Source organism: Xylanibacter rodentium (assembly GCF_013166575.1).
In the GTDB taxonomy this organism is placed as follows: Bacteria; Bacteroidota; Bacteroidia; order Bacteroidales; family Bacteroidaceae; genus Prevotella; species Prevotella rodentium.
On record NZ_JABKKE010000007.1, the window covers coordinates 91130 to 114131 of the forward strand.

The window sequence follows — 23002 nt, forward strand, 5'->3', positions numbered from 1 at the left end:
AAAATAAGTAATTTTGCACAATATGAGTCAATTTAAACTTACTTCCAAATATAAACCTACAGGCGACCAGCCGGAGGCCATACAAAGCCTCACTGAAGGACTGCAAAGAGGCGACAGATCGCAGGTGTTGCTGGGTGTGACCGGATCCGGCAAGACATTCACTGTAGCAAACGTCATTGCCAATGCCGGACGCCCCACCTTGATTCTGAGCCACAACAAAACGCTGGCAGCACAATTGTACGAAGAAATGCGAGGTTTCTTCCCTGATAACGCCGTAGAATATTATGTAAGTTATTATGATTATTACCAACCGGAAGCATATCTTCCGACAACCGACACCTATATCGAAAAAGACCTTGCCATCAACGAAGAAATAGACCGGCTCCGACTGCGGACCGTATCCTCACTGTTGTCAGGTCGTAAGGACGTGATTGTAGTATCATCGGTAAGTTGCATATACGGTATGGGCAGTCCTGTCGCACTGTCGGAAAACGTGATAGAACTGCACCGCGGACAAAAGATAGAGCGCAATGCGCTGTTAAGGAAATTGGTACAAGCACTCTATGTGCGCAATGATATAGAACTGCAACGAGGCTGCTTCCGCGTGAAAGGTGATACGGTTGACATTGCTATGGCATATAGTGAGGTGATACTTCGTGTGACATTCTGGGACGACGAGATAGACGGAATAGAAGAACTCGACTCCGTTACTATGGACCGTCTGGCCTCGTTCGGCGAGTATAAACTTTATCCGGCCAATCTTTTCATGACGACTCAAGAACAGACCGACATCGCCATACGGCAGATACAGGACGATCTTGTCAAACAGGTGGAGTTCTTTACAAACGTAGGAGACGGCATAAAGGCACAGCGAATAAAAGAGCGTGTGGAATACGACATGGAAATGATAAAGGAACTCGGACACTGCTCGGGAATAGAGAATTATTCACGGTATTTCGACGGCCGGCAACCCGGCGAGCGCCCGTATTGCCTGCTCGACTTCTTCCCAAATGACTATCTGATGGTTATCGATGAAAGCCACGTGAGCGTGCCGCAGATAAATGCCATGTACGGCGGCGATCGCGCCAGAAAAACCAACCTTGTAGAATACGGCTTCAGACTGCCTGCCGCCTTCGACAACCGTCCGCTTACATTCGACGAATTCTACGGCATGATAAATCAGATAATCTACGTATCGGCCACACCCGCCGACTATGAGCTAAGCGAATCGGAAGGAGTAGTCGTGGAACAGATTATACGTCCTACCGGACTTCTCGATCCCGAAATAGAAGTACGCCCGAGCGAGAATCAGATAGACGACCTTACCGAAGAGATACACAAGCGCATGGAACATGAAGAACGTGTACTGATAACGACACTGACCAAACGCATGGCCGAGGAACTTACGGAATATCTGCTCAATCATGACATACGGACAGCATATATACACAGCGACGTGGCTACACTCGACCGAATCAAGATACTCGACGACCTGAGGCATGGCGTATACGACGTTCTCGTGGGAGTAAACCTGCTTCGTGAAGGTCTTGATCTGCCGGAAGTGTCGCTCGTTGCCATACTTGACGCCGACAAAGAGGGATTTCTGCGTAGCCACCGCAGTCTCACTCAGACAGCCGGACGTGCGGCACGCAACGTCAACGGAAAAGTAATAATGTATGCCGACAACATCACGGCAAGCATGCAACTCACCATCGACGAGACAATGCGCCGCAGGATGAAACAGATGCACTACAACGAAGAACATGGCATCACTCCCACACAGATACGCAAGACATTGCATCAAAGTGTGCTGCGGGCCGAGGCCGGTGCCGTTGACAAAACCGAAACAACACCAAGCCTGCGCACGGCATATATCGGTCCGGAAGAAGGAGCCTTCGCCGCTGATCCTATAGTAGAGCGCATGACACGCCCACAGCTGGAGAAGAGTATCGCCAACACCACCAGACTGATGAAAGAGGCTGCAAAACGTCTCGACTTCATCCAGGCCGCACAGTACAGAGACGAAATCATAAGGATGCAGAAAGAACTCGAATTGAAATAGGCACAACGCGCACCGCTATCGGCCCGAATGGATTGTTATTGACTTTACTCGGTAATCTTATTGACTTTACCCAGTAATCCTATTGACTTCACTCAGTAATCCTATTGACTTCACTTTGCCGCCACGTAGGCTCCTGCATCAGACCACAGCTCTCCGACAAACGCAGACAGCCGTGAAAGCATTGCAACAACCGCGCCTTGACATATACAGACACCGGCTGCCGAAATGACGCGAAACGCAGGCCTACAGCCTACAGGAACGATGCGGAATAGTTACAAATCCCCAAAAAGTGTGTTAATCTGTTTAATATACATACGTAATAATAAGATATTTTGTAACTTTGCATAATTAAATCAAAAAAGAACGAACGACGATGAAAAAGATTTTGTTTGCAATACTCATGTGCCTGCCCATGACCATGACGGCACAAAACACGTGGGAAATACAAAAGAACGAGAATGGCGTGGCCGCAAACCCCGACGCAAAATATCTGACCGGTGCCGTACCTGTAGCAGACGGCAAAGTTGTGTTTGAGACAACAATAGAAGCGCCAGGAAAAAGTGCGGAACAGATTTACCAGACACTACGCAAGTGTCTCAACGACATGACAAAAGAAGAGAATCAGTTTGAGCAGAGCCGCATTGTCCTGACAGACAGTGTCAGCCACCAGATAGTAGCCTCATACCAGGAATGGCTTGTATTCAAAAGCACGGCACTGGTATTGGACCGTACCCGCCTTTTCTATCATATCATTGCCGACTGTAAGGACGGCAAGGCCGACATCAAGATGACAAAGATTTACTATCTGTATGAGGAAGAGCGCGACCCGCAGACATTGAAAGCCGAGGAGTGGATAACAGACGAATACGGACTGAAGAAAAACAAACGGAAGCTGTCGAGAGTAACAGGTAAGTTCCGCCGCAAGACCATAGACAGAAAAGACTATCTGTTCGACAAGTTTGCCAAATTGCTGAAATAAACACATTCCTCCCATGAATCAATACGAAAAGACCCCATTGGAGGAACGAATGGCCGGACGACGCGAGCATCAGGAAGAACTCCACACAAAAAGAGAAACAATATTATTGAGAATACGAAACGTGCTCAACCTTATATTCATGGTAGGAGCAATTGTGGGAGTTATATATTATGTATCTGCCGACAAACAGACCGGAATATACATAATCCTTGGTGCCATGGTGTTCAAGATCATGGAATCGGCAATCAGAATATTAAGGATTTAAATGAGAAAAAAACTATACGCCCTCCTACTGAGCCTCACCGTCACCACGGCTGAGGCTCAGATATTTGACCAGACAAACAGCGAAGGGCCTACACAGATAGACAACAACCAAAACAGGAATTTCAACAAACACAACAACGACACCACAAGCAACAAGGAAATTCCTACCGGACTGTACGTATGGACCATAGACCGTAAATTCGGTGACGTAACTCCCGCCATACCCGACACAGTTCCGCATCTGTACCCCAACACCACACTCAACACCGGACTGTACGGACAATACAACACCACCGGCAACAACTATACGGCAAGGGAAAACCGCATTGTCATAGACAGGCCGCTCACGGATCAGTTCATATTCACACAGCCATACAGCCACATAATACGGCAACCCGACCAACTGCACTTCACAAACACGTTGTCGCCATTTACCAACATTTCGTATGATAATTGCGGAGACAAGACCAATGGTGAAGATCATATCAACGCCAAATTTGCCGTAAATGCCGGCAAACGCCTCGGCTTTGGTTTCATTCTCGACTATTCTTACGCACGCGGATATTACTCCGACCAAAGTGCATCGCACTTCGGAGCCACCGTTTACGCATCATATCTTGGAGACAAGTATAACATGCACGCCATGTTGTCGTCATATCACCAGAAAGTATCAGAAAACGGAGGCATCACCGACGACAATTACATCACCCACCCCGAAAGTTTCGACGACTCGTATGGAGAGAACGAAATACCCACCATTCTAAGCCACAACTGGAACAGAAACAACAATATACACCTGTTTCTTACCCATAGATACAATCTCGGATTCTACCGCATGGAAAAGATGACCGAAGAAGAGATTAAGGCAAGGAAATTTGCCGCTGAGTCCAAGAAAGAAAACAGCAACAGAAAAGATAAAGACAAGACATCGTCAAGCATAAAAGGACGGCCAGAAAAAGAAAGTACATCCGAAAACAGCACTTCTTCCGGACGACCCGAAGGGGCCGTGATAGCCGGTGACGAACCTACGGAAGAAAACAAGTTCGAAACAGACACAACAAGAATAACTGTAGAATCGAAAGAAAAGATGGACAGTCTGCTGGCAGAAAAAGCACGTCAGGATTCCATCGCTGCCACGATGAAGAGGGTGTTTGTTCCCGTAACGAGCTTCATCCACACACTCGACTTGAACAACCATAAACGTATCTATCAGGCATACGAGACACCACAAAACTACTATGCCGACACCCTTTACAACTATGGCGACCGAAAAGCCTACGGTGGCGACTCTATCTATGACGTCACAACGATGACGTCCATAAAAAATACACTGGCCATAGCAATGCTTGAAGGCTTCAACAAATATGCCAAAGCCGGACTCAAAGTTTTTGCAAGTCACGAACTGAGACGGTTCGAAATGCCGTCGGTGACAGGCATGCCTCATGCTATAGGCGCATATACCGAGACATGGAACGAACATACACTGAGCGTTGGAGGACAGATTACGAAATCGCAAGGCAAGACACTGCACTATAATCTTATGGCTGAAACATGGCTTGCAGGTGAAGATATGGGACAGTTGAAGGCTGACTTCAACACAGACCTCAACTTTCCGCTCTTCGGTGATACCGTGACATTGGCCGCACGGGCATACTTCTATCGCCTCAACCCCACATTCTATCAGCGTCGTTACCATTCCAAACACATCTGGTGGGACCGAGACAATCTGAGTAAAGAGACGAGAACCCGCTTGGAAGGCAGTTTCACTTACCGCAAGACCAAAACGACACTGCGCGTTGCCGTAGAAGAGATACAGAACTATACATACTTCGGCATGAGCTATGATGCCACCACAACGGCCCGCACCAACCTATCGGCAAGTATCAGACAGGCCGGCGGCAACATCAATCTTATGACAGCACAACTGATGCAGAATTTCCGTCTTGGTCCGCTCAATTGGGAGAATGTGGTGACTTATCAGAATTCAAGCAACAGTGACGTGTTGCCGGTACCGTCACTCAACCTGTTCACCAACCTGTATTTGAAATTCAAGATAGCCAAAGTACTCAGCGTAGAATTTGGTGGTGATGCATATTTCTTCACAAAATATTACGCGCCCGATTTCTGTCCTCAGCTCAACCGGTTCGCCATTCAGGAGAACAGTGCAAGCAAGGTGAAACTCGGCGGCTATCCCTTTGTAGATATATATGCCAACATGCACCTCAAGCACGCACGCTTCTTCCTCATGTTCAGCCACGTAAACGCCGGAAACGGAACCAATATGTATTTCCTTGCTCCGCATTATCCGCAGAACACAAGAGTGATGAGACTGGGAGTTTCGTGGAACTTCTTTAATTGACATAAAGACCATTGGTTACTTTGAAATAAAGCATATTATATACATATTTCTTTTTTTACATAAAGAGCTCCTGAATCTTATAATAGTTTTTTTGCTATGAAGAATAATTTTTCACCAACACCAGGACGCATTATTACTATTTTGCTTTTTCTGCCGTTTATGTGTATGGCACAAAGTCAGGATAGTATCCAGACGGAATGGCTACATGAAATGACGGTAAAAGGAAGTCTGTATACAACACGTCCAGATGTTTTTATTTATAATGTCAGTGCGGATTCTTCTTTAGCAGGTAAAAACGGGTTTGAGACGCTGCATAATTTTCCCCTTCTGCATGTGGAGCGTAATGGCACGGTTCGTTCCATTGGCGGCCAGCCGATAGAATACCTTGTGAATGGCACTCATGACCTTTCATTGGCGGGTAACATACAGGATGCTCTGGAAACTTTGGATTCCAAACATCTAAAGCGCATTGAGGCACGTATCATACGAAATGTGAACGGACAGGAAGTATTGCAAATTAACATCGTTACCAAAGGACGTTTATTAGGCTATCGCGGAATTGCCAACACCGCCTTGTACGATGACAAATGGCGTAACGGGGCATATCTGTTCACCAAACGAAACCGTTTAGGCATTTCTTTTTCTTACTACAACACTTGGCTATGGGGCCATGACAATAAACGGAATTTAGAGGAATGGAGATACGAAAATAAATACCTTTACCATACAGAGCGCGAGACAAAAGAATCCGGATACAAGGCCGACTTGAATAATTTTGAGATGAATTTATCTTACGAAATCACTCCTCTTAAACTATTTTCCATTTATGCCCGAGCCTTATTAAAAACTGATCCGCATACAAAAAGTATAACAAACTGCAAAGTGGAAGATTACGCCGCAGTTCAGACCTATCGCTACAAACACGAACAGTATTATAAGGCTGATCGCGATGCGGAATATACGGTGGATGTTAATTATGAACATATGTTCGGAGAAAATGCAGAACGCGGAAAGTTTTTCGCTGAATACGAATTTTATTATCGTCCGGTAAAAACACATACGGATGGAAATTACTCACTTCTGGAATATACAGAACCAACTTATGTGAAAGATTTCTTCAATAATAAAGAGAGAACATCCCGTGATGAGAAATGGCATACTTTAAACATGCTCTACCGGCGTAAAATCAGTTCCCATCAATTATTTATTGAAGAAACCATGCGCTATCGTGACGAAGGAAGCAGAATCCTGCAAGAGCAGTTCTACAGTTTTAATCCAGATATGGAATCTTATCTCAAAACTGACAGAGAGGAATACAAGCATTGGCAATTCGCGAATTCATTTAAAATAGGATATGGTTACATTCACAGAAAGATAAGCGTGAATGCTGGTGCAACTCATATTTTTATGCGGGATTCATCACGGAAGCCATTAAAACAGAACTCGTTTGCCAAAAATCAACAAATGCTTACACCATACACGGATTTTGCTTATGCCATGAACGGCAAGACGAGTTTCCGTTTAGCCTATGCGATGGGTAGGCAAGTTCCGGACATTGAGGCACTGAATCCATACGTCTATACAGATGTACCGGGACGGAAGTCTTATGGCAATCCCGACCTTAAACCTCAGACCACGCAGTCGCTTTCTCTTTCTTCCAATCTACGAATAGGGAAATTCAATCTGTATGCTTCTTCCACGCACTCGTTTGCGAAAGATTTAATCTTGCGACATTCATTCCTGAAGGATGATATACTTCATATAACGATGAACAATATCGGAAAGCGCTACGAAAACAAGACTCAGGCAACGGTATCTTCAAAAATCTTACCTACCACATGGATGCAGATGGACGCAAAGTTCTATTATACCAGCTATGCCGAGAATGACTATTATAAGCACAATCGAGGCTGTTCGTTTTCTGTCAATGCTTCTTTTGAGCAGGAATTGCCTCACAACTTCGATATTTCTGTTAGTGGTGGATATAACACGCCTTATATCTACATGCAAGGAAAAGGTGAAGAGAACTTCTATTATAATATAGGTATATACAAGAGTTTTCCCAAGAGGCGCCTGACAGTCAGTGCAGAGGCAAACAGTTTTTTACCAGTCTATTACAACAATGTCCGCGAGAGTAACAGCACCGGCTATTATAGTGTGACACGCAACCGTAGCTATCATGCCTCGTTCATGCTGAGCTTACGCTGGAGATTCGGAAAACTAAAAACAGAAGAGCGCAAAGTCGATGAACATTATGAACATGAAGATATAAAAAGAAGCTATGACGAATAAATATATAGATCACATCATTGCTTGTGAAGCAAATAGACTGAGAAAAAAGCATCGGATTATGCATTTACGTCAAATGATGAAGTTTCCTCTTCGAATATCCTGTCAAAAATCTTTTTCATTTCCACAGGACGCTCAATACAATCACGCAATTCACGCAGCTTACGCTCATTGTCTGAGCCAGGAATCCACAAGCGAATATATCCGTGAACAGAATACTTGTTGGTGATATGCTCACGAAAACGCTGCCACTGGGCCTCGCGGTCGAGTTCAGGATAATTGGCCAGACCAAACTGCACCGTACGCCGGAATACCGTATCCGGAGTCATATCCCGGTCTGCCTCTGCCACAATCTTCCCGTAGATACTCCGCGGAGCATGCGAAGCCGATGCCCTGTGGTCCTCTATCGCCTCTTTCATTATCTTGATCTGCTCCGGCGAGAACCATTTGCGCAGACGCATGTCACCGGCAAGAATCCGCCCGCCTGTGATATGATGCACAGCCCGTGGCCCCGACATGCCTATATCATGATAAGCGGCTATGACATACACCATATTAATATCCGCTCCAGTAGCGCGCACAAGGTCGAGCGAACGCCTTATCACACTCGTCACATGAGCCATGTTGTGCGCCTTGTCAAACATGGAATACCGGGGAAGTATCGTAGTCTCAATATACTCTACCAAATCAAGGCTTGCCGTATTGCTTATCATTAACGAATAAATAGATTAATATTTTTGCAAATATACGCAATTATGTTTATTTTTGCAAATAGTTAAATCAAAAAGAATGAAAGAGACCGACATACGACAAAATTCCTTTCGTGCATGGCTGCTTGCCGCACGTCCGAAGACACTTACCGGCGCCGCCGTTCCCGTAATGATAGGAATGGCCTTGGCCTACACCGACTCCCAAAGCTATCCCGAGGGAACATTCAGTTGGACAGCCGCCGCATTGTGCTTTCTTTTTGCATTCATAATGCAGATAGACGCCAATTTCATCAACGACTTCTTCGACTGCCTCAAAGGTGCCGACAATGCCGAGACACGCCTCGGTCCGCTGCGTGCATGCTCACAAGGCTGGGTAAGCCTCGATGCCATGAAGCGGGCCATAGCCCTAACAACATGCACTGCCTGCGCTGTCGGTCTGCCGCTGATATACTACGGAGGTCTTGAAATGATACTTGTGGGCGCGGTGTGCGTGCTGTTCTGCTTTCTCTACACCACCCACCTGTCACTGATAGGCCTGGGCGACGTACTCGTAATCGTGTTCTTCGGGATTGTCCCCGTGTGCGTGTCTTACTATGTACAGCTACACACATGCAACTGGCAGGTGTTCATAGCCTCATCGGCATGCGGCTTTGTCATCGACAGCCTGCTCATTGTCAACAATTTCCGCGACCGCGACAACGACCGCAAAAGCGGCAAGAACACCATCGTAGTGCGCTTCGGAGCACGTGCCAGCAGTTATGCCTATATGTATATAGGATTTACGGCATGCCTGATGGGAACTGTGTTTTGGGTCAACGGTCATGCTGCCGCCTTCCTGCTGCCGCTGATATATTTGGCAATGCATATCTTCACATACTTCAAGATGATACGTATCGACCATGGCAAAGCCCTGAACGAATGCCTTGGCGAGACCGCACGCAACATTCTAGTCTACGGAGTTGCAGTATCTGCGGGACTGCTCGTCTGACCGCAGCCTGACCGTCCGTATCCTTATACCCTAAAATACTTATAATACAGGAATGCGAGCACTGCCACCATAGCTATAGTAACCACAGTGCGAAGCAGGCAGCCCGCCATCCGCTTGACAACGACAAAACCGATGATTATCATCAGCAGAAGAGCTATATACTGTACAAAATTACTATCCATAAAACGTAAGTCTGAATATATACCGTATCTGATATGCGGAAAACAACTTGATTCCGCATAAAGAGAAAAATCCCGTCACTTGAACATCATCCTGAAAGCCGTAGGCACGGGCGTCTCGAACTCCATGCGCTCACCTGTCACAGGATGCGTGAAACAGAGCATGTAGGCATGCAGGCAAAGCCGATGCAACGGGTCGTCGCCATTGCCATACTTCACGTCGCCACACACTGGGTGCCCCATGTCGGCCGAGTGCACACGTATCTGATTCTTTCGTCCCGTCTCAAGTTTGAACTCAACGAGCGAATGTGCCGTCGTACGTGCCAGCACATGATAATGGGTCACGGCATACTTGCCGCCATTATCCACCGGAGAGGAATATGTGATATAAGCCTTGTTGTCCTTAAGCCAGTTGGCCACCGTTCCTCCGTCACCGGACATCTCGCCGCTAACTACAGCCACATAACGGCGGTCGTAGACTATATCATGCCAGTTGTGCTCCAATATCTGTTCCGTCTCGATGTCCTTGGCATACACCATCAGTCCGCTCGTGTCCCGGTCGAGCCTGTGCACCACGTGCGCCCTGCAGCGCTGCCGCGACTTATGGAAATAGTCGTCCAGCACCGACTTCACATTGAGCGACGAATGCCCTGCCGCCATCGACAGAATGCCGGTGTTCTTCTCCACCACGATTATCCATCTGTCTTCATACACGATATTGACATACCGGCTTCTGAACCCCTGCTGATTGCGTTTGCTCTTGCTCACAGCCACCTTCATGCCCGGTTGCAGCATGTAGTCAAACTGCGTCACACACTTTCCGTTCACCTTTATGCCGTGCCCCTGCAATGTGGCCTTTATCTTCGTTCGGCTCTCTTTCACGTTGGCAAGCAAAAACTCAAGCAGTCCGACGCTCTCTGTCACCGTCAGATGTTCATAGTCTCCCTCACGGTTGTAACCTGTATTATATTTCATCATTATATTATATATAATTGCGGTGCAAAGGTACAAATAAAAACAATAATCACGGTCTGCCGCCAAAAGATATTTCAAACCAAAGCCGTAATGAAGCTATTCGACTTTGGTACAACGGCCTTGGACTAACAGTACAGCAGCCTTGAACCAACAGTACAGAGGCCTTGAACCGACCCGACAGTTCGCATACCTACATACGGGCAACATCACTTTATTTAACCATTTGACTATAATTTTAATACAATTGCAACATTTATACAAAAATTTTTAGTTAAATTTGCAGCAAAATAGTAAGGGCAGCAAGCTGTTCTTCGGTTTAAATCATTAATTTCAAACTATTTATTTATGTACAAGAGATTGTATTTCCTATTCGCTGCAATGCTGATGATGGTTTCGTCAGCCGTGGCACAGGTAACTACATCCGGAATGTCAGGCAAAATCACGGCCAACGGAGAAGACGTCATCGGCGCCACCATCGAGGCCGTACACACCGCATCCGGAACACGTTACGTGGGAGTTACTAACACCAAAGGTATGTACAACATACTCGGTATGCGCTCAGGCGGCCCCTACGAAGTCAAAATCAGCTATCTCGGCTATGAGACAAAAATCGTCAAAGGCGTCACGCTGCAGTTGGGCGAGACCTACAACCTCAGCACTTCTATGAATGAAGACGCCAAGGTTCTCGGTGAAGTCGTTGTGACGGGAAAGGGCACCAAGCTCAACATCGAGAAGACCGGAGCCTCCACCAACATCACCAACCAGCAGATAATGAATCTGCCCACGGTGACAAGAAGCATCACCGACGTGACACGCCTCTCACCTTATGGCGGCAACGGCATGAGCTTTGCCGGAGCCGACGGCCGCACGGCCAACTTCACAGTCGACGGAGCCAACTTCAACAACAACTTCGGTCTGTCGTCAAAACTTCCCGGTGGAGGAAATCCAATCTCGCTCGACGCCATCGAGGAACTGCAAGTGGTGATATCTCCGTTTGACGTGCGCCAGACCAACTTTATCGGTGGCGGTGTCAATGCAATCACCAAATCGGGAACAAACACATTCAAAGGTACAGCCTACGTATACCACCGCAACGAGAACATGCGCGGCGACGCCATCGAAGGCGAGCAGATACCGGGCGCCCGCGAGAAGGATCGCACCACTACATACGGATTCACCCTCGGCGGCCCCATCATCAAGAACAAGCTCTTCTTCTTCGCCAATGCCGAATACTCCAAGACCCCGTCCGTGGCAGTACGCTGGAGAGCATCCGAGAACGGTGTGGGCAATGCCGACAGCTACCTGTCATACACCACGGTGGCCGACATGGAGCGTGTGCAGGCCCACGCACTCGAGAAGTACGGATACAACACCGGCTCATACAACAGTTTTCCCGCCGATGAGGACAACACCAAGATTCTGGCACGCATAGACTGGAACATCACCAACGACCATCGTCTGGCACTGCGCTACAACTACACCAAAAACACGGCATGGAACGGCCCCAACGCCTCGTCGATGGACGGAGGCACACGTTCGGCCTACGCGCGTACATCGCTGTACTCCATGGTGTTTGCCAACTCGATGTACTCTATGGAAAACAGGGTCCACTCGTTTTCTTTCGACCTAAACAGCCGTTTGAGCGACAATCTCTCAAACCAGTTGCTCGCCACATTCTCCAAACTTGACGACGTGCGCGGCACCAACTCTTCCGAATTCCCCTTCATCGACATACACGACGGAACCAATACCACCACACAGTATATGTCGCTGGGATACGAGCTCTTCACATACAACAACGCCGTACACAACACCATCTTCAACATCAAGGATGACGTGACATACTACTTGGGACAGCATAAGATAACGGCCGGATTGAGCTATGAGTATCAGATGGCCGACAACCAATACATGCGCAACGGTACGGGATACTACCGATACAAGAGCGTAGACGACTTCATCAACGGTGCCGTGCCCGAAGTCGTATGCCTCACATACGGATATGACGGCGAGACATCGCCTGCCGCACGCGTAAAGTTCAACCAGGCAAGCCTATATGCCCAGGACGAATGGAACCCTACCGACAAGCTGAAACTGACTGCCGGCATACGCTTCGACGGTCTCTTCTTCAACAACGGCGACCTGATGACCAACAAAGCCATCTACGACCTTGACTACAACGGACGCCACATCGACACGGGCAAATGGCCGTCGTCAAACATCATGGTGTCTCCGCGAGTAGGATTCACCTACGACGTGTTCGGTGACAAGAGCCTGAAAGTACGCGGAGGTACCGGACTGTTTGCCGGCCGTCTGCCACTGGTATTCTTCACCAACATGCCCACAAACGGCGGTATGGTACAGTATCAGGCACAGCTCGGCCCGTCGACCAACTACAAGCGTCTGCCACAGGCCGTCAAAGACCACTTCGCCACGACTGACGCAAACGGCAACAGAGTGGAAGGGACAATGACCGACATACTGAAGCAATTTGCAGGCGGACTCACCGTCGATGCCAACGGCCGCGCATCCATCGGAGCTCTCAAGGACAAGCTCATCGGCATGGGATTCCCCAACACCATCTCTCCCGAAGACGGAGCGGTGCCTTCAGCCATCTCGGCCGTAGACCCCGACTTCAAGATGCCACAGGTATGGAAGACGTCAATCGCCGTTGACTATGAGGTGCCGGTGTCGTTCCCGTTCACGGTGACGGCCGAAGGTATATTCAACAAGACCATCAACGGCGTTACAATATCCGACTGGAGCATGATGCCCGTAGAAGGTTTTGCACGACCCAACGGTGCTGACAACCGTCCGCTCTTCCCCGAGACATTCCGCACAGGCACAAAGGCATTCGTGCTTGAGAACACGAGCAAGGGCTACGGATGGTCGGCCAATGTTACAATAAACATGCGCCCCATCGAGACACTCAGCCTTATGGCCGCCTACACACACACCGTTTCAAAGGAACTTACCGGCATGCCCGGCTCCAACGCCGAATCGGCATTCACGTATGTCCCCACCGTCAACGGTCCTAACAACATCAACCTGCACAACTCGCAGTATGTCACTCCCGACCGCTTTGTCGTGTCGGCCACTCACAGCGACAAGCACGGCAACCATGTCGGCATCATCTACGAGACGTGGCGCGGCGGATACAACTATTCGTACATGACAGCCAACGACATGAACGGCGATGGATACAACTACGACGCCCTGTATATCCCCACCGACAAGCAGGTGGCCGACGGGCTGTTCCGCTTCAAGACCGAAGACGACCAAAAGCAGTTCATGGACTATGTACACGGCGACAGCTATCTGAAAAACCATCAGGGCGAATATGCCGAGGCTTACAGCGTATACTCTCCGTGGGTGCACCGTATCGACCTGAGCTACAAGCACGACTTCAAGGTCGCATTCGGCAAGACCACACATAAGCTTCAGTTGAGCTGCGACATCAAGAACGTGCTCAACCTTTTCAACTCAAGCTGGGGCGTAAGCAAAATCATGAACTCGAAACTGAACGAGGGACGCATACTCAAATATGAGGGCACCGACGCAGAGGGGTACGCCACATTCTCAACTCCTGCAGCCGTCAGCGGCAGCACAAAGACATGGACTCCTTATCACGCCATCGGTCAGTGCTGGTATGCTTCAGTGGGTGTCAAGTATATATTCAACTAATAAAGAAAGGAATAAAATATGAAACTGAAATATTTATTCACAGCCATCGTCTCGGCACTTCTTCTTACAGGATGCTCCGAAGACAACGAGCCGGCCGGACAGCTGGGCAACATCGGCCTGTCTACCACCTATGCCGTAATCCCGGACGAAGGTGGAGAGGCGACGGTAAACATCACAGCCAACGACAATTGGGAAATCACCAATGTCGCCATTGACGAGGAAACAGGCAAGCAAGTGATTGCCAAGGACGGTGAACCGGTAAGAGACAAGAACGGCAAAGCCACGGAAACATGGTTTACACTGTCCCAACTCTCAGGCACAGCCAACACAAGAGAGAATCCGACAACGGAACTTAAGATAAAGGCTGACCGCATCGACGGAGGACGCGAAATGGAGCTGCAAATCAAGATAGGCAGCAACATGCAGTTCCTCAAGGTGCGCCAAGGTGCCATGGAGGCCGTTTCGGCAAGCTGCGCCGAGGTGATAGCAGGCGCCGACGGCAAGACTTACCGGGTGAAAGGTATATGTACGTCAATAGCCAACACGACTTACGGCAACTGGTATCTCAACGACGGAACGGGAGAAGTATATATATATGGTACTCTCGATGCCAACGGTGGCAAACAGAACTTTCTCAGCCTCAACATCGAGGTGGGCGACGAAGTGGAACTTGAAGGTCCGAAGACCACATACAGCGGAAATGTAGTCGAGTTGGTCGACGTCACCGTAATCAAGATTACCAAGTCGCTTATCAAGGTTGTTTCACCGGAAGCCACTATATCAAAGGATGGCGGCGAGCTTGAAGTGAAAGTGGCATACAAGGGCAAAGGCGCATACGCCGACATTCCTGCCGACGCCCAGGAATGGATTCGCTACAAGACCACGGAATTCATTGCAGGCGTTCCTTCGAAGATTGAGCAGAATCCTGCCGACACCGCAGTGTTCAAGTTTGACATCATGGCCAATGTGGCCGGTGCCCGCGAAGGCAAGATAGCATTCAACTCAGGCAACGGTTCCGGCACGTCCAATGTGGAATACACATTCACACAGGAAGGAGCCATTGAGGAAGTGACAATAGCCGATTTCCTTTCACGCGAGGAAGGTTCCGCACAGTATAAGATTTCGGGTATTGTAACCAAGATCGTCAACACCACCTATGGCAACATATACATCAAGGATGCCACAGGCGAAGCCTATATATACGGACTGCTCACTTCCAAAGGACAGTCGAAGCAGTTTGAAACTATGGGCATTGAGGAGGGCGACGTGGTTACCGTTGTCGGCACAAGAAGTTCGTACAAAGGCAATCCGCAGATGCCCAACGCCGTATACCAAAGCCATATCGACGTTACACCGATAAGCACTGCCAAGTTCCGCAATGTTGAGGACAGCAAGGACAAGTACTACATGCTCACCGGTAAGGTTGAGAAAGTCACCGAAGCCGGTGCCAAGGACGACATCGAGACATACGGCAACTTCAACCTCACCGACGAAAGCGGTTCGGTATACGTTTACGGTGTTACCACCGGATGGAACGGAGAGCGCAAGAAGTTCGGCACGCTCGGTGTTGGCTATGGTGACGAAATCACCATCCTCGCATACAAGGACACTTACAAAGGTCTCGTTGAGGCTGTAGGCATCTATGTGTCACACAAGAAAGCGGAATAACCCCCGTCACGCCTTACTGGCGTAAAAACAACACTCAAAACCGGCGGCATGTCTTTGAAGGCATTGCCGCCGATTTCTTTATATTTGCCATATCCGTTTTCATCAAACCATATATTTACAGGCTTTTAGACACTATTTCGTATGGCTTTGATACAAATCCGAAAGCCTATGCAACAAACATCAAAGATTCTACGGGCTATTTATCGTAATTTTGTGCAATGATTGAGCATACATCTCCTCAGGCGATGAACCATAACAAAGAATTGGACCTTGGAATGAATTTAATGTTATATAATAATTGAGAATTATGAAGATACGACTGTTTAAAATGTTTATGATGTTTGCCGTCTTTACGCTGGCAACGGTAACGGCATCGGCACAGGAACGCCGACCGATAGACGAAAAGCACCCCATGTGGCTGATACATGTGGACATCTGGAATCAAGCCGATCCTCAAAAGATTATCGACCTCATTCCTGATGACATCAAGCCTTTCGTGTGTCTCAACCTGTCGCTATCGTGCAGCTACGATAAGGAGAAAGACGTATATATGCGCCCGCAGAACGGTGTGCGCACGTTCAAGTCGTGGGCCACGGTGTGTCAGGCCAACAATATGTGGTTTACCTGCCAGCCCGCCAGTGGCGGGCACACCCATATAAAGGACGACGACTTGGAGACATTCGAGTATTTTCACAAACGTTACCCCAATTTCCTCGGATGGAATTTTGCCGAACAGTTCTGGGGATTCGACGAACCGAACGACAAGAGTTCAAGCACGCAGCTCGACCGTCTGGCGCTGTTTGCCAAGCTGATACCCATGGCCCACAGATACGGTGGTTTTCTTACCATCAGTTTCTGCGGCAACATATGGTCGCACGGCCTCAACCCCGTAGGAATGATGAAGCGCAACGCAGATCTGCTTCAGGCATGCCGTGATTATCCCGAGGCCATTCTGTGGCTCTATAAGTACACAACATCGTCATGTTTCTATAACAACGAGAGTGTCACTTTCTCTCCGTTCATCTCCGGACTGGCCAAGAACTACGGTGTGCGCTACGACAACTGCGGATGGAACGGAGCACTCGATGCTATCCTCGGCGAGAACCACGGCCGCAAATATCCCAATGCAGCCGGAATAGGCACTGTTATGGAGCAGACCTGTGTCAATGGCGGAGCCGTATGGGACGGCCCCGAGCTTATATGGACCGAAGACTTCCAGAACCTTGCCACATCCAACGTCAACGGATACACACGCCGCAACTGGGGCCGTTTCCCCGGTTTCGACAAGGTGTGGATAGACATGTTCCGCAAGATTACCGACGGCACCATGTACATCCCCACGCGCAAGGAAGTGGTGGACCGCACCAAGATTATAGTTGTAAACGACATGACAAGCGGCAGCGATGAGGACAAATATGCCTCGTGGGGCAGCCTTTATGACGGGCTGTACAAGCAGGACGACCCGTTCAACACCGGCAACGGACAGTGGATGAACAACTACTGGTATCTGAAGAAGACAGGCCGCTACGGTACGATACCAGTGGCCGTCGAGCTGTACGACGACCTTGCCAAGACTATTCCCGTAGTAGTGAAGAAGTCGGAACACAACAAACGCTGGCCCAACGAGAGCAAAAAGGTGGAGGAGTACAACAAGATGTATCCCGAGACAAGCACCGGCGATCTCTTCGTATCGCGCCACAAGAACCAGATTGTAGCCTACACACCCTATACATATCTCAACGAGAAGACCACGGCACAGGGCTCTATGGCACTGCAATACAACACATGCGAAAGCATGGAACTCACTTTCGGACAGCTGTGCAGCGGTATCATACGCGAATATGCCGGCCATATCGACTGTTATCTCAACAACTTCCGCTCCGACGCACCTGCCAAAGTGACCGACATTATCGTGATAAAGGGCGCTACAGCACGCCCGTCGCACGAGCTAAAACGCCGCGCATCGGCCATAGCAAGCAGCAGTGAGACATGGGACGAAACCACCGGCACCTACACTCTTGAGGTGAGCCACAATGGCCCCGTGGACGTGAAGATAACATGTGCAGGTGCTGCCACCGACCGCGCTACCGACATCCTGCCGGCCGAGGCACTCACCGCAGACCTGCCGAAACAGCCGGGTGACTATACCGGCGAACTGATTATCGAGGCCGAGGACATGGACTACAAGTCGATAAAGGACTGCGTGGTACTTCCCTACTACAATCGTCCAAATGTAAGAGGATTTGCCGGGAACGGCTTCATAGAGATGGGAACCAACACTGCCGGCAGCCTACGCCACGCCACCAACAAGCTGAAAGCCGGCACTTATGACATCACCGTGCGCTACAGTTCTGCATCGGCTGCCGGCACACTGAATGCCATGGTCAACGGAAAGACATATACGCTGCAGTGTGAGCAAACAGAGACCAACGAGTGGAAGAAGGTGACATTCACCGCTGACATTAAGACGGGCAACAACACTCTCACACTGACCAACAACAAGGGTATCGACATGATGATAGACCAGGTGACATACGCCCCACAGGGCACACCTGCCGAGGAATTCCTCGTAACCATACGCGACGCAGAGCACGGTAAGGTGACAGCCAGCACAGTAACAGCTGCCGAAGGCACCGTGGTGACACTCAACGTAGATGCCGAAACCGGCTACGCTCTTGCCGGATGGGAAATAGTACACGGCAACGTGACCATCGGCGATGACCTCACCTTCGTCATGCCCGACGACAACGTTACGTTGCGCCCGTTCTTCAAAGACGTCACATCTATGTACAAACTCTCATTCGACAAGGTAGGCACTGGAGCATTGCCCGAGGGATGGCGTACAGTGCAGGGAGGCGACGAGGTACACGAATATCCCAACACCTACGGTCAGGGAGCACGCACATTCTCAGGCTTCAACGGCTATCAGGGGCGCGCACTCTACTGGCGCGAGAAAAATGCCGAATACGGACGTCAGGAAGCCTACCGCCTCGCACTTGAGCCTGGAAACTACCAGCTGAAATACGCTGTGGCCGCATGGAAAGGCCAGCCCAACTACCGTGTTTCCATCCTCGACGAGAGAGGCAACGCCATCGTAACATCACCGGTACACACAGCCTCGCCCAACGCCAACGGCAGTAGTACAGCCGATGTGAGCAAAACCGTGCTCCGCGAGCTTGACGTGAAGATAGCCGTGGCCGGCAACTACATCATCAGTTTCACCGATGCAGGCAACGGTTTCGACGAGTTCCTCCTTCTTGACTGCCAGCTTATCAATGCCGACATCAATGCCATCGAGAGTATAGTGACCGCCGAAGGTGACGAGATAACAGGCATATACAGCATTGACGGAGTCAAGCGCACTGAGATGCAGAAGGGCCTCAATATCATACAGTTCCGCGGCGGAAAGACAAAGAAGGTGATATGCAGATAAGCCAACGTTTTCTCGCCATGGCAGAGTGAAACTTGTTTCAACTCTGCCATGGCGAGAAAACGCGGGATGGAATCCAATAAAAAAATCTGAATCTATATAAAAACCAAAACAAACGACAAATGAAGAAAATCGGTTTCCTTTTATGGGCAGCACTGACAGCAGTTGCAGGCAACGCCCAAAATCCCTATCTGCCGCTTTGGGAGCATCTGCCAGACGGCGAACCGCGAGTATTTGAAGATCCCGACCAGCCCGGCAAATACCGCGCTTACATCATCGGCTCGCACGACATAACCTACTCGGCATATTGCGGCAACGATATCCGTATGTGGTCGGCACCTGTTGAAGACCTCAGCAAGTGGCGCGACGAAGGCCCCATCTTCTCGTGGTTTGTCGACGGACAGTGGGACACGATGTACGCCCCCGACCTCGTTGAGGTGAAAGACCGCAAGACAGGAAAGAAGACCTACTATCTCTACCCGCACTCGCGCGGATGGCGCCGCGTGGCAATGGTGTGCAAAGGCGACCGTCCCGACGGTCCGTTCACACCCGTAAACCTCACTCCAGACGGCCGCCAGTGCCTTCCAGGCTCGCTCATTGACTTCGACCCGTCGGTATTCGTAGAGAACATCACCGACAAGAAGGACAAGGACTACGACCGCGGATTCCGTGCTTATGTGTTCTACGGCTTCCGTCACAGCACCGCCTACGAACTTGACCAGGACAACATGTACGCCGTTCGTCCGGGTACCGAAGTACACGACTATTTCATCCCTGCCAGCGAACGTTACGGAGAAGTGCGCGACCCCAAGGGAACGACATATCCTGCACTGTATAAGGACCAGAATCCCGGCGACTTCAATTTCTTCGAGGCATCGTCCATCCGTCAGGTAGGCAACAAATATGTGATGGTATTCTCGGGCTACAGCGGTCCCGACTACGGTCTCGGCTCAACCAACTCGGCCCTACGCTACGCCTTCGGTGACTCTCCGCTCGGCCCGTGGCGCTCCGGCGGTGTATTGGTAGATTCGCGCGGTGTAGTGCCCAACGAGGACGGCACTCACCTCACCACCACCAACGCAGCCCACAACACCCACGGCTCGCTGCAGGAAATCAACGGCCAGTGGTACGTGTTCTATCACCGTCCGCCCCGCGGCTTCGGCAACGCCCGTCAGGCTATGGTTGCCCCGGTAAAGATAACATGGGACAAGAAGAAGGTAGCCGACGGCGGTATAGTGCGCATCACTGCTTACGACCCGTATGTGAAGAACAACGAGTGGACGGCCAAGGCTTCCGACGGCACCGAGTACACCGGTGCTGAGGTTACCAGTGAGGGTTTCCAGATATTCGGTCTGCCGCCATACAGTTACTACTCTGCCGGTCTGGCATGCTACATGACGGGCAACGAATGGCTTCAGGACAACCACGACGTATGGAACAACGGCATGGATCTTGCCGGCATCAAGAACCGCGGTGTTATCGGATTCAAATACTTCGGTTTCGGCGGACTTGACAAAGACACCAAGGGTGTAAAAGCCTTCACCGGCACAAAGAAGAACGACGGCACAACGCTTTGCCTCGACCTTACTCCCGGCGGCAACGGCGCGTTCAAGATTCATGTGATGCTTGACGGCCCATATGCCAACAGCACATGGAACGGACGTGAAATTGCTGTTGTAGAGGTTCCGGCCAACGCACGCCGCGAGCGCGTCACAATCAATGTGGCAACGCCCGACGTTGAAGGACTGAAGGGCAAACACGCCATCTATCTCGTGGCCGAAGGGCCTGAGGTTAAAGAACCGCATCAGGCTCCCACCCACCAGCAACGTGGCCCACGCCAGCCGCAGCGTCCCGTGGGGCTGTTCGACCTACACGGCATCGGTTTTGCCAAGGACGACGCCCCGTTCACACGCCCCGTCGTTCCCACAGTCGCCATCACTGTCGACGGCCAAAAGCTGAACATTCCCGACACGCCCATCCGCACAACCAATGCCAACGGACTGACCGACGCCATCCGCTATCAGGTTTACGGTCCGCTCAAGCAGGGTTCAAAGATTAGCGTAACGGCTTCCGACCCGTCAGTAAAGAGCGATGTAAGCTCCATCGTAGAGGGCCGCTGCACAGTGAAATGTACATACAACGGTAAGGAGAAGATTTTCCTTATCAACTAAAATCCGGCAACCCATCGGATATATCAACATGACAACATCCCGTCACAGCGGTTTCCCATTCGAAACAAGCCGTGACGGGATGTTTTTTATATCAGTAGTTGACATATTTCAATCACTCCTCCATCCCGTGTTGTTCCAAAAAGAAACGTTTTTGCTGTTCTATCACTCGGGCCAATTCTTCTTCCGTCGGCATATATGCCATATATTTGGCAGCAAAAAGCTGCTCGTTTCCATGCAGTACCGAGTATTTCGCAATCGTATCATCTGTATCGGTACAGAGCAGTACGCCAATGGTCGGGTTGTCTTCTTCCTCTTTCATCAAATCGTCATACATGCGTACATACATATCCAATTGTCCAATGTCCTGATGGGTCAGCTTATGGGTCTTAAGTTCAAAGATGACGAATCGTTTCATCTTAAAATTATAGAACACCAAATCAATATAGAAATCCGTTGTATCGGTAACTATATGCTGTTGCCTTTCCACAAAAGCAAATCCGCGTCCAAGCTCCATAATGAATTTTTCAAGATTATCAATCAAAGCCTGCTCCAACTCAGATTCGGAAAACTTCGTATCCTGTTGGAATCCCATAAACTCAGCAACCATTGGATTCTTTATATATTCCAAAGGGTCGATGTGTTCGGGCTGAGGCATGGGCAAGGTACGGTTTCCCAATTGTTTTGCAAGTCGTCGTTCGTAATATTGGGTTGAAATATTTCTTTCAAGCTCCTTGAAACTCCACATATTTTCCGCTGCGGCTTTCATATACCATTCCCTCGCCTGAATATTACTGACCGATAAAAGACGACGTATATGCGACCACGAAAGATTTTGCACATGCGTGTGCAAAATTTCCAGATTATTGAATTCTAAATAGAATTTACGGTAATATGCAAGATTCCGTTTCCCATATCCCGAACCGTATTCTACAGAGAGTCTATAGGCAAGAGCCGGAATGAGTTTTGACCCGTAGGCGGCTCTGCTTTCTCCCTGCTGCTCTTCTTCTACGATTCGGCGACCAACATTCCAATAAGTCATAATGGCGGCTTGTCCTGCTGCTGCGTATGCTTGTCTCCGACCTTGTTCTATGATGTTCCGAATGTCATCAAAGAGTTTATCGGTTGTTATATTAAGATGTTGTAGTTTATTCTTTTCCATAACCTAAAACTTTGAAAGCATTTACAAGTTCCGTTTTGTTGTAATCCCATCTTTTCTTCAGCGCATCAAATAATTGCAAAAGTAC

At 49.3% G+C, this 23002-nt stretch carries 14 protein-coding genes; 10 read left to right on the top strand and 4 right to left on the bottom strand.

Annotated elements, in window-relative coordinates:
* The first annotated feature begins 22 nt into the window (after positions 1–22).
* From uvrB to HPS55_RS05725, 5 genes are all read left to right on the top strand, one after another.
* Positions 23–2062, top strand: a complete 2040-nt coding sequence (gene uvrB / locus HPS55_RS05705; RefSeq protein WP_172175290.1) for an excinuclease ABC subunit UvrB — start codon at positions 23–25, stop codon at positions 2060–2062.
* Positions 2063–2435: 373 nt separating this feature from the next.
* Entirely contained in the window at positions 2436–3041 is a 606-nt protein-coding gene (locus HPS55_RS05710; protein ID WP_172175288.1) for a DUF4468 domain-containing protein, read from the top strand.
* A 13-nt stretch (positions 3042–3054) separates the two neighbouring features.
* The gene (locus HPS55_RS05715; RefSeq protein WP_253945792.1) at positions 3055–3306 is read left to right on the top strand and encodes a hypothetical protein; all 252 of its coding nucleotides are present in this window, start codon (positions 3055–3057) and stop codon (positions 3304–3306) included.
* Positions 3307–5664 (top strand): putative porin, encoded by a 2358-nt coding sequence (locus tag HPS55_RS05720; protein ID WP_172175285.1) that lies wholly within the window; start codon positions 3307–3309, stop codon positions 5662–5664.
* Between the two features lie 96 nt (positions 5665–5760).
* A complete protein-coding gene (locus HPS55_RS05725; protein WP_172175282.1) occupies positions 5761–7956 on the top strand; it encodes an outer membrane beta-barrel protein in 2196 nt (731 codons plus the stop codon).
* Positions 7957–8012: 56 nt separating this feature from the next.
* Here the strand turns inward: HPS55_RS05725 and HPS55_RS05730 are convergent, their stop codons facing one another.
* Positions 8013–8666 carry an HD domain-containing protein gene (locus HPS55_RS05730; RefSeq protein ID WP_172175279.1) on the bottom strand — a complete coding sequence of 218 codons (654 nt, stop codon included), beginning with the start codon at positions 8664–8666 and terminating at the stop codon, positions 8013–8015.
* Between the two features lie 76 nt (positions 8667–8742).
* Here HPS55_RS05730 and menA point away from each other — a divergent pair, with 76 nt between their 5' ends.
* A complete protein-coding gene (gene menA, locus HPS55_RS05735) occupies positions 8743–9651 on the top strand; it encodes a 1,4-dihydroxy-2-naphthoate octaprenyltransferase (protein WP_172175276.1) in 909 nt (302 codons plus the stop codon).
* A gap of 23 nt (positions 9652–9674) precedes the next feature.
* Here menA and HPS55_RS05740 read toward each other — a convergent pair whose 3' ends face one another.
* Together HPS55_RS05740 and HPS55_RS05745 are read right to left on the bottom strand one after the other, a co-directional pair.
* Positions 9675–9833: a hypothetical protein gene (locus HPS55_RS05740; RefSeq protein WP_172175273.1), complete on the bottom strand. Its 159-nt coding sequence runs from the start codon at positions 9831–9833 to the stop codon at positions 9675–9677.
* Between the two features lie 75 nt (positions 9834–9908).
* A complete protein-coding gene (locus tag HPS55_RS05745; protein ID WP_410543858.1) occupies positions 9909–10805 on the bottom strand; it encodes an RluA family pseudouridine synthase in 897 nt (298 codons plus the stop codon).
* 345 nt (positions 10806–11150) lie between these two features.
* Between HPS55_RS05745 and HPS55_RS05750 the strand changes: the two genes are divergently transcribed.
* The 4 genes from HPS55_RS05750 to HPS55_RS05765 all read left to right on the top strand — a co-directional run bounded on the left by HPS55_RS05750 (position 11151) and on the right by HPS55_RS05765 (position 21758).
* Positions 11151–14489, top strand: a complete 3339-nt coding sequence (locus tag HPS55_RS05750) for a TonB-dependent receptor (protein ID WP_172175267.1) — start codon at positions 11151–11153, stop codon at positions 14487–14489.
* 18 nt (positions 14490–14507) lie between these two features.
* On the top strand, positions 14508–16157 hold the full coding sequence (locus HPS55_RS05755) for a BACON domain-containing protein (protein ID WP_172175264.1): 1650 nt from the start codon (positions 14508–14510) through the stop codon (positions 16155–16157).
* Between the two features lie 307 nt (positions 16158–16464).
* Positions 16465–19590: a glycoside hydrolase family 98 domain-containing protein gene (locus tag HPS55_RS05760; protein WP_253945791.1), complete on the top strand. Its 3126-nt coding sequence runs from the start codon at positions 16465–16467 to the stop codon at positions 19588–19590.
* A gap of 119 nt (positions 19591–19709) precedes the next feature.
* The gene (locus HPS55_RS05765; protein WP_172175261.1) at positions 19710–21758 is read left to right on the top strand and encodes a hypothetical protein; all 2049 of its coding nucleotides are present in this window, start codon (positions 19710–19712) and stop codon (positions 21756–21758) included.
* Between the two features lie 112 nt (positions 21759–21870).
* Here HPS55_RS05765 and HPS55_RS05770 read toward each other — a convergent pair whose 3' ends face one another.
* Positions 21871–22917 (bottom strand): PDDEXK nuclease domain-containing protein, encoded by a 1047-nt coding sequence (locus HPS55_RS05770; RefSeq protein ID WP_172175258.1) that lies wholly within the window; start codon positions 22915–22917, stop codon positions 21871–21873.
* Between the last annotated feature and the right edge of the window lie 85 nt (positions 22918–23002).